Origin of the sequence: Sphingobacterium alimentarium, from assembly GCF_004342685.1 — a bacterium.
GTDB classification, from domain to species: Bacteria; Bacteroidota; Bacteroidia; order Sphingobacteriales; family Sphingobacteriaceae; genus Sphingobacterium; species Sphingobacterium alimentarium.
This window is the reverse complement of record NZ_SMBZ01000009.1, coordinates 71,921-83,897: the sequence shown is the minus strand read 5'-3', so window position 1 is coordinate 83,897 and position 11,977 is coordinate 71,921. Positions and strand designations below refer to the sequence as shown.

Genomic DNA, 11,977 nt, shown 5'->3' with positions numbered 1-11,977 from the left:
AAAGAAGTAAATTTGTCATGCTTAAACACTAAATACGAACCCAATGTTGGGTGGATATGCCTGGAATGACTGGGTGCACATCACCGGAATATACAAAAAGTGGATTTATGCTATCAGGAGAGTATTTCAAGAAACAAAAAAACGCACCTCAAATTATGAGATACGTTTAGTTGTAGCGGGGAGCAGGATCGAACTGCCGACCTCAGGGTTATGAATCCTGCGCTCTAACCATCTGAGCTACCCCGCCGTTTCAGTGATGCAAATATAGCAACATCATTTCACTTTACAAGTTTTTTTTTATTTTTTATAAGCCGCAAATCCACCATAACAGGCCCTAAAGCGCACAATTCACTATAAATGAATCACCTATAACACATAAAACTATTTCTTTGACAAAATTTTGTTTAACCTATATACAATTAAAATAAAATTATGTATTATTACAGAAATCATTAAATATGTAAACTTAAAAGATAAGCAGAGATATGTCAGAAAAAATTAAAGTTCAGCTTGAATATATGATTAATTCTTCTCCGCGAATATTATACCCCTATCTTATCGAACCGAATGAACTTACTCAATGGTTTGCTGACGATGTAAATTACCACGACGGGATTTATGAATTCATTTGGGACAATGAATCTCACCGTGCTAAGGTGGCCGTATTCAAAGAGAATAAATGTGTAAAGTTCAAATGGCTAGACGATGAGCCTAACTTTTTTGAATTGGAAATCGTTCAAGACGAATTGACTAACGACGTTTCTCTATCCATCACGGATTTTGTCAAAGAAGAAGATTTAGAAGAAAGAAAAAAAATCTGGGACAATTCAATTAGCTATCTTCAAAGTGTTATTGGTGCATAAAAATTCCGTATCTTTGTAAGCGATCTTATTCTAACAACATATTCGGATAAGTGCTGTTTACATGAAAAAGATACACATCTTAATATTACAAGCATTCATTAGGCCTTTTATCGTCACATTCTGTATTGTGATGTTTGTCCTTCTGATGCTTTTTTTGTTTAAATACATTGATGACCTCATCGGTAAAGGTCTGGAGTGGCATGTCATCTTGGAGCTGATAGGCTACCAATGTGCCGTGCAGCTGTCTATGGCGTTGCCGCTGTCCATGCTCCTATCGTCTATCATGACTTTCGGGAATCTGGGCGAAAGCTACGAGCTGGTAGCCATCAAAGCGGCCGGTGTATCCTTGCGTAAGGCGATGACTCCGCTTTTTGTGCTGGTAGCCTTCTTTGCAGGATCTTCCTTTGTATTTTCGGACTATACCCTTCCCGTAGTCAACCTCAAAATGGGTTCGCTCCTGTGGGATGTAACAAAGAAAAAAGCGGATTTTTTGATAAAACCAGGGATTTTCAACAATTCCATCCCCAACTATTCCATTCGTGCTAAAAACAAGTCCAAGGACGGAACAGAACTGTATGACCTGACCATCTACAATCAGACAAACGGTTCGTCGGGCAGCAACGTATTGATGGCGGACACAGGCTATATGTACAACTCGCGCGATCAAAGTTTCTTGATTCTGAAACTGATCAATGGTGTTCGGTACGAAGACTCGCGCAAGCAAGGTGCTTCCAATTACGACCCGAGACAGCAGTTTACACGTTTTTATTTCCGCGAGACCGAGACGAAGTTTGACATGTCGGCATTCGACATGCAGCGTACTGATGAGAGCCTATTCAAAGGGCACCATCAGATGATGAACTTGCGTCAATTGGGACTCAAATCGGACACTACAAACATGCAGATTGATAGTTTGTCCAAGATTAATATTGCCGAATTGAAAAACTATGTGCTTTTCACTTCGCACTATTATAACATGAGGCCTGTGCAGAAAGCCCAAATCAAGGATACTTCAGGCGATATACTCAGTTATATTCCTGTCGAAAGCCGTCGATCGGTCATCAGCAATGCCATGAGCTCGATGCAGACTTTCAAGGATGCTTCATTTATCCGTGGCGCGACATACAAGGAATTAGTCGACAAAGACATCAAATATGATGTGGAGTGGCACCGTAAATTTACGTTGGCCGTCTCCTGTTTGCTACTATTTGCCATTGGTGCACCGCTGGGTGCCATCGTCCGCAAAGGTGGTCTGGGCGCGCCGGTGGTGATGTCTATTATCTTTTTCTTGATTTATCACATTATTTCTACCGTATCCGAAAAATCAGCTAAAGATGCCGTGATCACGCCATTCTGGGGTATGTGGATGGCTATTATAGTGCTAGCTCCACTTGCCGCATTCCTGACCTACAAGTCTACGACAGATTCCGCCATATTCGATGCGACACAGTATAAGATGAAGGTGCAGTCGATATGGAATTGGATAAAAAACCGGGTCGGAGTCAAGAAATTAAAGGCATAAGCCGAATTTGACGTTGTCATTATACTATTATCATAAAATCTAATTTACTTAGCGTAATAATAAATATATATCGATGGATATAAAATTAAACACCATAGAAGAAGCTATTGAGGACATTAGAGCAGGAAAAGTAATCATTGTGGTGGATGATGAAGACAGAGAAAACGAAGGTGATTTCGTGACTGCTGCTCGTAATGCAACACCGGAGGTGATCAATTTTATGGCCACACATGGTAGAGGTCTCGTATGTGCCCCTCTTACCCGCGAACGTTGTGAAGAGTTGAACCTACACCCTATGGTAGGCCAAAATACGGCGGTCTATGAGACGAATTTCACCGTTTCTGTAGATTTACAAGGATACGGCTGTACGACAGGTATATCGGCATCAGACCGTTCAAAAACGATAAAAGCGCTGATCGATCCTAATATTAAGCCCGAAGAACTGGGTAGACCAGGTCATATTTTTCCACTGATCGCTATGGATGGTGGCGTACTTAGACGTACAGGCCATACAGAGGCTTCAGTAGATTTAGCACGCTTGGCAGGTTTTGAACCAGCAGGTGTATTGGTCGAAATATTAAAAGACGATGGCGAGATGGCAAGGCTTCCAGACTTGATGGAAGTAGCCGAACGTTTTAATCTGAAAATTGTAAGCATCGAGGACTTAATCGAATACCGTCTTAAACACGACACCTTGATCAAAGAGGAAGTGTCTGTACATATGCCTACAGAATACGGAGACTTTAAGATGAAAGCTTTCACGCAGAAAAATTCGGGTGAGCAGCATTTGGCTATATACAAAGGCGAATGGAATGAAGATGAACCCGTATTGGTACGTGTCCATAGCTCCTGTGTGACAGGTGATATCTTCGGATCATGCCGCTGTGACTGTGGACCACAATTGCACAAGGCCATGGAAATGATCGAACAAGAAGGTAAAGGTATCATCGTGTACATGAACCAAGAAGGTCGTGGTATCGGCTTGATCAATAAATTACATGCTTACAAACTTCAAGAAGATGGCGTAGACACTGTAGATGCAAATGTACAGCTGGGCTTCAAAGCAGATCTTAGAGATTACGGCGTGGGCGCACAGATATTGCGTTATATGGGCGTAACCAAAATGAGACTGATGTCCAATAACCCGACAAAAAGGGCTGGATTGGTGGGCTACGGACTGGAGATCGTGGATAGCGTGCCTATCGAGATTCAACCTAATCCTTACAATCAAGAATATTTGAAAACAAAACGAGATAGAATGGGTCACACCATCTTGAAAAATTTATAGTAACAAAAAAGAGGATTCATCCTCTTTTTTTAGTTTAGCACAAACCATACAAGGGATTCAAATGTTGAGCAACCATGAAGAATAGTTTATTTATACAAAAAGCATATATAAATGGTGAATTTGTAGAGGGCAATTCCACCTTCGAAGTAATCAACCCTTCTACCAACTCCGCTATCGGCACAGTACCGGACCTCGGTGTTGCGGATTGCAAAAATGCGATAGTAGAAGCGCATAGCGCATGGCAAATGTGGAAAGAAAGGCCTATGGGCGAGCGCTCCGCCATTGTGCGGAGATTGTTCGAATTAACCCAAGCACATAAACATGAGCTGGCGGAAATAATGACTTTGGAGTCTGGAAAACCGCTGAAAGAGTCTTTGGGTGAAGTGGAATATGGAAATGCGTTTGTCGAATGGTTTGCCGAAGAAGGAAAACGCGCCTACGGCGAAACGATTCCCTCGAACAATACCATGCGCATAGTAACTATTAAGCAAGCTGTGGGTGTAGTTGGAGCCATCACTCCGTGGAATTTCCCGTTGGCTATGATTTCGCGCAAGTTGGCACCTGCCCTAGTCGCTGGCTGCACAATGGTGTTGAAACCCGCTTCCCAGACTCCTTTCACGGCACTTGCATTAGCAAAATTAGCCGATATGGCAGGGGTACCGAAAGGCGTTTTTTCGGTCATCACCTCCAAGGATAGCAAAGGCCTGGGAGAAGAATTAGCAACCAACCCGCTTATTCGGAAGATAACTTTTACAGGCTCCACAGAGGTGGGCAAAACCTTGATGGAACAGGCTGCAAGCACAATTAAACGTGTGTCCTTCGAATTGGGAGGCAATGCGCCGTTTATTGTATTTGATGATGCTGATATAGACGCAGCTGTACGCGGAGCAGTAGCTGGCAAATTTAGAAATGCGGGACAAACTTGCGTGTCTATCAATAGATTTTATGTGCAGGATTCCGTATATGAAACCTTTGCCGCGAAATTAACCGAGGCGGTAAGCAATCTGAAAGTAGCGGATGGCTTCGAAGAAGGCAGCCAAGTCGGACCGCTAATCAATGCGAAGGCTGTAGAAAAAGTACAAGCTCACGTAGAAGACGCGATTCAGAAAGGTGCGAAGCTACAAACAGGTGGTCAGCAGCTCAAGGGCAACTTCTTCGCTCCTACGGTACTAACGGAAGTAGCGGATAATGCACTTATCCAATCCCAAGAAATATTTGGACCTATTTGCGCGCTTTTCAAATTTCATAGCGAAGAAGAAGCGATCCAAAAAGCCAATGATACGCCATTCGGATTGGCGGCTTATTTTTACAGCCAAAATATACACCGTTGCCAGCGTGTGGGTGAAGCTTTGGAAGCCGGCATGATTGGCATCAATACAGGGCTTATTTCCAATGCTGCCGCACCTTTTGGTGGAATCAAGCAGTCCGGAATTGGGCGCGAAGGCTCTCGTTACGGTCTTGATGAATATATGGAAATAAAATACCTATGCTTCGGCAACGAAGCCTAAGGATTAGCCTATTTTGTATTCATTTCCTTTAAAATAAAAAAGCGTCTATTCTTCCACAGAATAGACGCTTTTGTTCTACATAAAAGGATCAATCTATTAGACCTTCTCTCCTTTTGATTGACGGTATTTTTTATAGAGTTTGATCAGTACCATCAGCAATATCGCCAAACCTAGCAAGCCCAATACGCCAAAAATCCAGTTGAGCGTAGACTTTAGGATAACCAAGAATACGATTGCAAAAAGAATAATGGTAGACACTTCATTCCACATACGCAGTTGTCCGGAGGTCCAGGTGGACTTTTCGTCACGCAATATATACATGATTTGCTGCGACTTGAAATGATAAAAAATCAAACCTACCACAAAAGCCAACTTGAATTGCATCCATCCCATGCTTAGTAGCGCGGGATTGAAATGAAGCATAACCAGTGCCGAGGCAATTGTAATATACATAGCAGGCGTGGTAATCACCCACCACAATCTATTTTCCATGATAGTGAACTGCTTATGCAAAATAGCATAAGCCTCTACGCCTTTGTCTTTGGCTTCGGTATGGTAAATAAAAAGACGTGGCATGTAGAATAGCCCTGCCATCCAACAAATCACAAAAATGATATGAACTGCCTTAGCGTATAAATAAATCATTTTCTAAATAAAATTCTATCTCTTCTGTAAAGATAGGGCTTAAAGAAAATAAGGAGCAATTCATTTTGCTCCTTATCGTCGTATAATAGGATTAATACCTGAATTCTTTGATGGTGTCTATCGCAAACTTCACATGGTCGAATGGCATATCCGGAGAGATACCGTGGCCTAAGTTGCAGATAAATCCTTTCTCACCGCGCATTCTTTCGAAAAGCTCATGAATCTTCGCTTTGATCACTGGCTTGTCGGCATACATGATGAATGGATCTAAGTTACCTTGCACGGCGATTCCCTCAGGCAAAGTTTTTTTCAAATTCAACAAATCCGCATTCCAGTCTACAGAAATAACGTCTGGCTTGGTCTCAATCATCAAAGGAGCAAATACAGAAGCACCTTTGGCAAAAGAGATTACCGGAACTGTACGGTTCAAGTTATCTAGAATATATTTGTTGTATTTGTGCGAAAACTCGGTGTAATCATTCCATGATAATGCAGAAGCCCAGCTATCGAACAATTGTACGGCATTCACGCCCGCCTCGATTTGCATATTCAAATAGGCAATCGTCAAGTCCGCAATCTTCTGTAGAATCAAGTGTGCTAAAGCAGGCTCATTGTTCAACATTAATTTCGTGCGTTTGAAATCACGTGTCGATCCACCTTCTACCAAATAACTCAAAATAGTAAATGGTGCCCCAGCAAAACCTATCAAAGGAATGGAACCATTCAAGCGCTGTTGGATTTCACGAATAGCATTCGCAACATATTGCAATTTGTCCACACACTCTGCCCCCGCTAACTTTTGTGCGTCATCATACGTGCGTACAGGATTCGCAAAACGAGGACCTACACCCTGCTCAAACGAAAGGGCTCCGCCCATTGCCTCAGCTGTCACCAAAATATCCGAAAATAAAATGGCTGCATCAATACCTAGTAAATTGACTGGCAACATCGTCACATCCGCCGCAATCTCAGGAGTTTTACACATTTCTAAAAAGGTGTACTTATTTTTAATCTCCCAATACTCCGGCATAAAACGTCCTGCCTGACGCATAAACCATACTGGAGGTCTTTCCGTTTGCTGCGACAAGGCAGCTCTCATAAACAAATCGTTTTGTAAAGTTGTACTCACTATGCTATTATTTATATTTTTCTATTTCTGACTTTATTTTATTTACTATATCCTTTTGTCTCGCGGTCAACGCCAGCTTATCCGCAACCGCCAGATACGCTTCTGTACGCTCATATTCCTTTTTGCGCAAGTTGATATTGGCAAGGTTGATTAATACCATCGCTTTTTCGTAATCTTTGCGCCAAGGAAGTCTGGAGGCTAATTGGAAGTGATATTCAGCTTCTTCAATGTTGTTTTCCTTCAACGCAATATTGCCATGCATGAATTCGTAAAAATTCCTTCTCCCCTTACGCAAGTGATCGGGATTTTTTATTTCTGCAAGAAGCTTTTTGGTACGTTCGTAATCTTGCTTGTGAAAAGCTTGGGTAGCCAGGAACACCGTGCCTTCACGATATTGACTCCATACCATGTAGCCAATAAGTCCCAAAATATACACACAGGCATAATAATAACCAGACACCACACAATAAGCCAATGCAATAGCCCCTAGCGCTATTATAATAGATCTAAATCTAGTATTCATTAATCCCGACTATGCTTCTGAACTGTCTGTAAATTTGTAACCTACTCCACGGATAGAGTGAAAATATATAGGGTGTTTTTGATCCGGTTCGAAATATTTACGGAAAGTAAGGATGAAGTTATCTATCGTACGTGTCGATGGATATACATCATAATTCCATACTGTTTCCAAAATCTGCTCTCTGGAAACCGCTTCATTGCGACGCTCGACCAATAATTTCAGCAACATCGTCTCCTTTTTGGTCAATGAAGTGATCGTACCGTCCGCGTGGTGCAGTTCGAAGGAATTGAAATAAATGGTTTTATCACCAATAGTATAAGAGTTCAATTCTTTAAGATCTTCGGGTTTCAAACCGCGACGAATTAAATTACCAACACGAAGAATCAACTCTTCTAAGTTAAAAGGTTTCACCAGATAGTCGTCAGCACCTTTTTTAAGACCAGTGATGCGGTCTTCGCTGCTATTTTTAGCAGTCAAAAACATAATAGGCACTTCAGTATTTTGCAAACGGATCGTTTCAGCTACCTGAAAACCATCAATCTCCGGGATCATCACATCCAAAATGATAAGGTTGAAACGCTCTTCTTTAAATACTTTAAGCGCTTTCTTACCATCCGTAGCTGTGGTCACACGGTATCCTTCTAACTCCAGATTAAGTTTTATTGCTTCCAACAAGTGCTCCTCGTCTTCCACTAATAGTATTCTTTGTTTAGCCTGCATAATTTTCAAAAATTACTTCAAAAATGCTACCCGAAGGAACATTATCCTTCACTTTGATTGTAGCATTATGTTTTTGTAAAACGGTTTTTACTATATATAACCCCAAACCAGTTCCTTTAGTTTTACGGGTCGATTCATTTCCTACACGGTAGAATTTATTAAAAATAAGTCTTTTTTCTTCATCTGCAATACCTTCGCCGTGATCCGCTACGGTCAAAAGCAAATCATTATCGCGTTTGCTCAATTTGACCTCGACAGTAGCACAAGGAGGCGAATATTTAATGGCATTCTCCACCAGGTTGTTGACAACATTGGTAATCGCAAATTTATCCGCATGCAAGGTGATATTCGGTTCGATTTCCGAACGGATCATTTCTGTCTTGCACGAATTTTTTTGAAGGCGATCTAAGACATCATTCACCAATGAAGAAAAATCAAAATCTTCTTTTGGCAAATTAAAACTGCGGTTTTCAAGCTTCGTCGCCAATAGCACATTTTCGACAAGATAATCGAGACGTTCGATATCCTTCAGTGAATTGGACAAAAATGATTTTTGTTGCTCGCGGTCCAGGTCTCTTTTTAAAATAGTCTGCAGGTAAAGCTTGACAGAGGCTAATGGTGATTTAAGTTCATGCGTCACGGATAGCAAAAAGTTATTTTGCTGTTGGGAATAGTTGCGTTCTTTCTCTAAATGATTTTTGAGACGGATGATACCCAGAATAAAGATGAGAATAAAAATCATTCCCTCACCGATCACCATGCCCTTGCGGTCAGGCACATATTTGATAAACATATACCCCCAGGCAAACAACTGGCAGATCGCATAAAATGCTAATACATAAAACCAAAACAGGGCTCTTCTCATATCCTTTATTTCAACAAAAATACTTAAATCACCCTGCAATAGAAAATACTGCAATTTTTATGACACAAATAAGAAAAACCTGCACTATCTCCATCTAAATACATTTTATATCTTTGTCTATGTTTCAGAATAAAAAAGATATTTTCTTCGATTTAGACCATACGATTTGGGATTTTGATCGTAATGCTAAAGAAACTTTGCACGAATTATATTATATCTATAAATTTGATATATTATTTAATAAGCCTAATTCGGACGACTTTATTGAGACTTATACCATCAACAATCACCGTGTGTGGGATTTGTACCATCATGGCAAGATTGACAAAGCCACCTTACGAAAACTTAGATTTGCCGATACATTCATACAATTAGGGGTTGATCCTGAGCTGTTTCCCAAAGATTTTGAAGATGAGTACTTGCGAATCTGTCCGACTAAGACAAATCTATTTCCCCATGCCATCGAGACTTTAGAATACTTGGAGAATAGCTATAATTTACATTTGATATCCAATGGTTTTAAAGAAGCCTGTGAATCGAAGTTGAAGCATAGTAACCTAAGTAAATATTTTAAAACGATTGTTATATCAGAAATTTTTGGTGTCAATAAGCCCGATCCAAGAATCTTCGAGTATGCCCTTAGCAATGGACAAGCTCAAAAGGAGAGTTCGATTATGATAGGCGACAATATAGATGCGGATGTTCGCGGTGCACTAAATGCAGGTATGGACGCCATATTTTATAATGCCATAGGCGCTGATAAACCGGCGGATGTACCACACATGATCGTGGATCTAAAAGAATTGCAGCATATTTTTTAACCCCACACCTACCTATATTGAACATGTATTGAGAAGTCAGGATTTATGGAAATAATTCTGACTTTTTTATTAGAAAAAAACAGAAGGCAGCATCTTGTTAATAAAAGATTGCTGCCTTCTGCATAAAATAGCGCAAGCGTTATTTCAGTATTTTTTGCAAAACATCGCGATAGGTGTCCGCAATTTTTATCATGCCGATATCATTGGGATGCGCATAATCCACTGTCGAATTGACGTCCAGACTAAAAGCTTTGGCTGGAACAAAATAAAGATTCTTCACACCCGATTCCTTCAATTGTCTAAAGGTAGATGCCGCGACATGAGATGATCTGCCATATTCATACATGGTATGGATATTTTGAAATCCAGGCGTACCAGCGGAGCTATGTTCAGCCAAAATGATCGGCGTATTTGGATGCTTCGTACGAAGCATACTTACTGCATGACGAATCAAAGAATCTAGCTGCGCTTCGGAGCGTTCGCGCGTAATCGCTAAATTGGGGATACAATCCAAAATAAAAGCGGAAGCATCTTCGGCCACAATGAGGTCGAGTAGAGGCTTCTCAAGCCTACCATTTCCCGAAAAAGCGAGATTGATCACTTCATTTTCGAAATCGCGTCCCAAAATATTTGTCCACGCTAAACCCGGCCTGCTCGCACAAGCACCTTGAGCTATCGATGTGCCGTACACAATAATTGGTTTGGAGTCCTTACGAACGAATTGCAATTGCTTATTGGAACTTATGCCTATTTCCAGCCAATCAACCGTATTATACAGCGGCAGATAGAGTCTAAACGTCCGTTTATTGTCACTGCCAATATTATTGAAATTATACGTTACGGTATCTTTGAACTGATACTGTCCGAAAGCCCACTCCCAAGCGAAGGAACTCTCCTTCCTAGCGTATAAGTCGACGCCACTCACGCCTATGGTCGGCATGTGCGGCATATTCAATGCATGCTTCACTTTATATCGCACCTGAATGGAATCGGCTTCCGTCGTGAATTCTACATATTGACCTGCGGAATTCGTCCCCAAAAACCATACAGGTTCACGTACAGCGGATTTAACAGCCTGTGGCAAACGTCCATAATCAGTTGCTTGGTCCAATATTTTCAAGCGGCCTTGAATGGCCTGCTCCGCTAGCGGATTGTAATACTTTTTACCCTGTGCAAAGGATAGCGACAGGCTTAGTAAACAAAAAAGAGAGCATAGAAAGCTCTCTTTGGATAAGGATATTATAGAATTCATTATTTCAATACTTTAACGGTAATGTTACGGTACCATACATCATCACCGTGATCTTGGAAACCAATCAATCCCGATTTGGTAGCACCACCTACGTTATTTAGCAAATGAAACGCCATCGGCCATTTCGATTCGCTAAACTTACTAGCTTGCAACAAATTAGTCCACTCTGGCGTATTGATGCTGTATTCTACCACCATTACTCCATTTTGGAAATGCTGCACCTGATTGCCTTTTACTACGATTTTAGAAGTATTCCACTCTCCCGCTTGTTTGCCATTTTGAGGTTTTGCAGGTATCATATCATACAAAGAAGCCGACTTACGGTTACCGTCCACGCCCATTTTGGCATCTGGATGACCATCATTATCCAAGATTTGAAATTCTGGACTCGAAATATAAATAGGCTGACCTTTGATTTCTTTGGCTAAAAAGAAAACACCTGAATTACCCTTTTCGGAGATTTTCCATTCGAAAGACAATTCAAAATTTTTGAAATCATGAGCGAAAACTAAATCGCCACCTTCGGGATTATCCACGTTGGGGTTTTTCGAAAATTTTAATGTTCCATTTTCAATGCCCCATTTGCTAGGGACATGTTCTTTGTTGTAGCCACGCCATCCCGTCAACGATGAGCCATCAAATAATATATAGGCTCCGTCTTTGTTTTTCTTTATTGACTTCAAATCAACGCGCGGAAGCTTAAGCTCTTCCACTCCTGGTATTTCTTTCACTGCTTCGACTGATTTTTTTGTTTGTGCGCATGCGGATGCCGTCACAAAAATTGATAAGAGTAAAGAGGTTTTTAAAATGCGCTTTATCATATTTATAAATTTATAATCTA

Annotated in this window: 12 protein-coding genes and 1 tRNA gene; 5 read left to right on the top strand and 8 right to left on the bottom strand. The window is 41.0% G+C overall.

The genetic code is table 11. The features are described 5' to 3' along the window. Positions 1 to 173: 173 nt before the first annotated feature. Positions 174 to 247: transfer RNA gene (locus tag EDC17_RS05255), tRNA-Met, on the bottom strand. A 238-nt stretch (positions 248 to 485) separates the two neighbouring features. Here EDC17_RS05255 and EDC17_RS05250 point away from each other — a divergent pair. The 4 genes from EDC17_RS05250 to EDC17_RS05235 all read left to right on the top strand — a co-directional run bounded on the left by EDC17_RS05250 (position 486) and on the right by EDC17_RS05235 (position 5,181). After that, positions 486 to 863 (top strand): START-like domain-containing protein, encoded by a 378-nt coding sequence (locus tag EDC17_RS05250; protein WP_132777098.1) that lies wholly within the window; start codon positions 486 to 488, stop codon positions 861 to 863. 61 nt (positions 864 to 924) lie between these two features. Next, positions 925 to 2,385, top strand: coding sequence for an LptF/LptG family permease (locus EDC17_RS05245; protein WP_132777097.1), 1,461 nt, complete (start codon positions 925 to 927; stop codon positions 2,383 to 2,385). A 73-nt stretch (positions 2,386 to 2,458) separates the two neighbouring features. Beyond that, entirely contained in the window at positions 2,459 to 3,673 is a 1,215-nt protein-coding gene (locus EDC17_RS05240; RefSeq protein WP_132777096.1) for a bifunctional 3,4-dihydroxy-2-butanone-4-phosphate synthase/GTP cyclohydrolase II, read from the top strand. Positions 3,674 to 3,747: 74 nt separating this feature from the next. Beyond that, positions 3,748 to 5,181, top strand: coding sequence for an NAD-dependent succinate-semialdehyde dehydrogenase (locus tag EDC17_RS05235; RefSeq protein WP_132777095.1), 1,434 nt, complete (start codon positions 3,748 to 3,750; stop codon positions 5,179 to 5,181). Positions 5,182 to 5,277: 96 nt separating this feature from the next. Here EDC17_RS05235 and EDC17_RS05230 read toward each other — a convergent pair whose 3' ends face one another. The 5 genes from EDC17_RS05230 to EDC17_RS05210 form a co-directional block, all read right to left on the bottom strand. Then, positions 5,278 to 5,826 carry a CopD family protein gene (locus EDC17_RS05230; RefSeq protein WP_132777094.1) on the bottom strand — a complete coding sequence of 183 codons (549 nt, stop codon included), beginning with the start codon at positions 5,824 to 5,826 and terminating at the stop codon, positions 5,278 to 5,280. 91 nt (positions 5,827 to 5,917) lie between these two features. Further along, the gene (hemE, locus tag EDC17_RS05225; RefSeq protein ID WP_262708166.1) at positions 5,918 to 6,955 is read right to left on the bottom strand and encodes a uroporphyrinogen decarboxylase; all 1,038 of its coding nucleotides are present in this window, start codon (positions 6,953 to 6,955) and stop codon (positions 5,918 to 5,920) included. Between the two features lie 7 nt (positions 6,956 to 6,962). Continuing rightward, the gene (locus EDC17_RS05220; RefSeq protein WP_243646052.1) at positions 6,963 to 7,478 is read right to left on the bottom strand and encodes a hypothetical protein; all 516 of its coding nucleotides are present in this window, start codon (positions 7,476 to 7,478) and stop codon (positions 6,963 to 6,965) included. A 9-nt stretch (positions 7,479 to 7,487) separates the two neighbouring features. Next, complete coding sequence (locus EDC17_RS05215) at positions 7,488 to 8,198, bottom strand: response regulator transcription factor (protein ID WP_132777092.1); 711 nt, start codon at positions 8,196 to 8,198, stop codon at positions 7,488 to 7,490. Further along, entirely contained in the window at positions 8,188 to 9,063 is an 876-nt protein-coding gene (locus EDC17_RS05210; protein WP_132777091.1) for a sensor histidine kinase, read from the bottom strand. The genes EDC17_RS05215 and EDC17_RS05210 overlap by 11 nt, the downstream gene beginning before the upstream one ends. Positions 9,064 to 9,182: 119 nt before the next feature. On the opposite strand from EDC17_RS05210, the gene EDC17_RS05205 reads away from it, so the two are divergent. After that, entirely contained in the window at positions 9,183 to 9,884 is a 702-nt protein-coding gene (locus EDC17_RS05205; protein ID WP_132777090.1) for a YjjG family noncanonical pyrimidine nucleotidase, read from the top strand. Between the two features lie 139 nt (positions 9,885 to 10,023). Here EDC17_RS05205 and EDC17_RS05200 read toward each other — a convergent pair whose 3' ends face one another. Both EDC17_RS05200 and EDC17_RS05195 read right to left on the bottom strand, forming a co-directional pair. After that, positions 10,024 to 11,136 (bottom strand): SGNH/GDSL hydrolase family protein, encoded by a 1,113-nt coding sequence (locus EDC17_RS05200; RefSeq protein WP_132777089.1) that lies wholly within the window; start codon positions 11,134 to 11,136, stop codon positions 10,024 to 10,026. Then, the gene (locus EDC17_RS05195; protein ID WP_132777088.1) at positions 11,136 to 11,957 is read right to left on the bottom strand and encodes a 3-keto-disaccharide hydrolase; all 822 of its coding nucleotides are present in this window, start codon (positions 11,955 to 11,957) and stop codon (positions 11,136 to 11,138) included. Before EDC17_RS05195 ends, EDC17_RS05200 begins: the two co-directional genes overlap by 1 nt. Positions 11,958 to 11,977: the final 20 nt, after the last annotated feature.

Excerpts from the sequence above, each read along its gene's own strand:
- EDC17_RS05250 (WP_132777098.1), top strand. The coding sequence starts at position 486 with ATGTCAGAAAAAATTAAAGTTCAGCTTGAATATATGATTAATTCTTCT.
- EDC17_RS05245 (WP_132777097.1), top strand. The coding sequence starts at position 925 with ATGAAAAAGATACACATCTTAATATTACAAGCATTCATTAGGCCTTTT.
- EDC17_RS05240 (WP_132777096.1), top strand. The coding sequence starts at position 2,459 with ATGGATATAAAATTAAACACCATAGAAGAAGCTATTGAGGACATTAGA.
- EDC17_RS05235 (WP_132777095.1), top strand. The coding sequence starts at position 3,748 with ATGAAGAATAGTTTATTTATACAAAAAGCATATATAAATGGTGAATTT.
- EDC17_RS05230 (WP_132777094.1), bottom strand. The coding sequence starts at position 5,826 with ATGATTTATTTATACGCTAAGGCAGTTCATATCATTTTTGTGATTTGT.
- EDC17_RS05220 (WP_243646052.1), bottom strand. The coding sequence starts at position 7,478 with ATGAATACTAGATTTAGATCTATTATAATAGCGCTAGGGGCTATTGCA.
- EDC17_RS05215 (WP_132777092.1), bottom strand. The coding sequence starts at position 8,198 with ATGCAGGCTAAACAAAGAATACTATTAGTGGAAGACGAGGAGCACTTG.
- EDC17_RS05210 (WP_132777091.1), bottom strand. The coding sequence starts at position 9,063 with ATGAGAAGAGCCCTGTTTTGGTTTTATGTATTAGCATTTTATGCGATC.
- EDC17_RS05205 (WP_132777090.1), top strand. The coding sequence starts at position 9,183 with ATGTTTCAGAATAAAAAAGATATTTTCTTCGATTTAGACCATACGATT.
- EDC17_RS05200 (WP_132777089.1), bottom strand. The coding sequence starts at position 11,136 with ATGAATTCTATAATATCCTTATCCAAAGAGAGCTTTCTATGCTCTCTT.
- EDC17_RS05195 (WP_132777088.1), bottom strand. The coding sequence starts at position 11,957 with ATGATAAAGCGCATTTTAAAAACCTCTTTACTCTTATCAATTTTTGTG.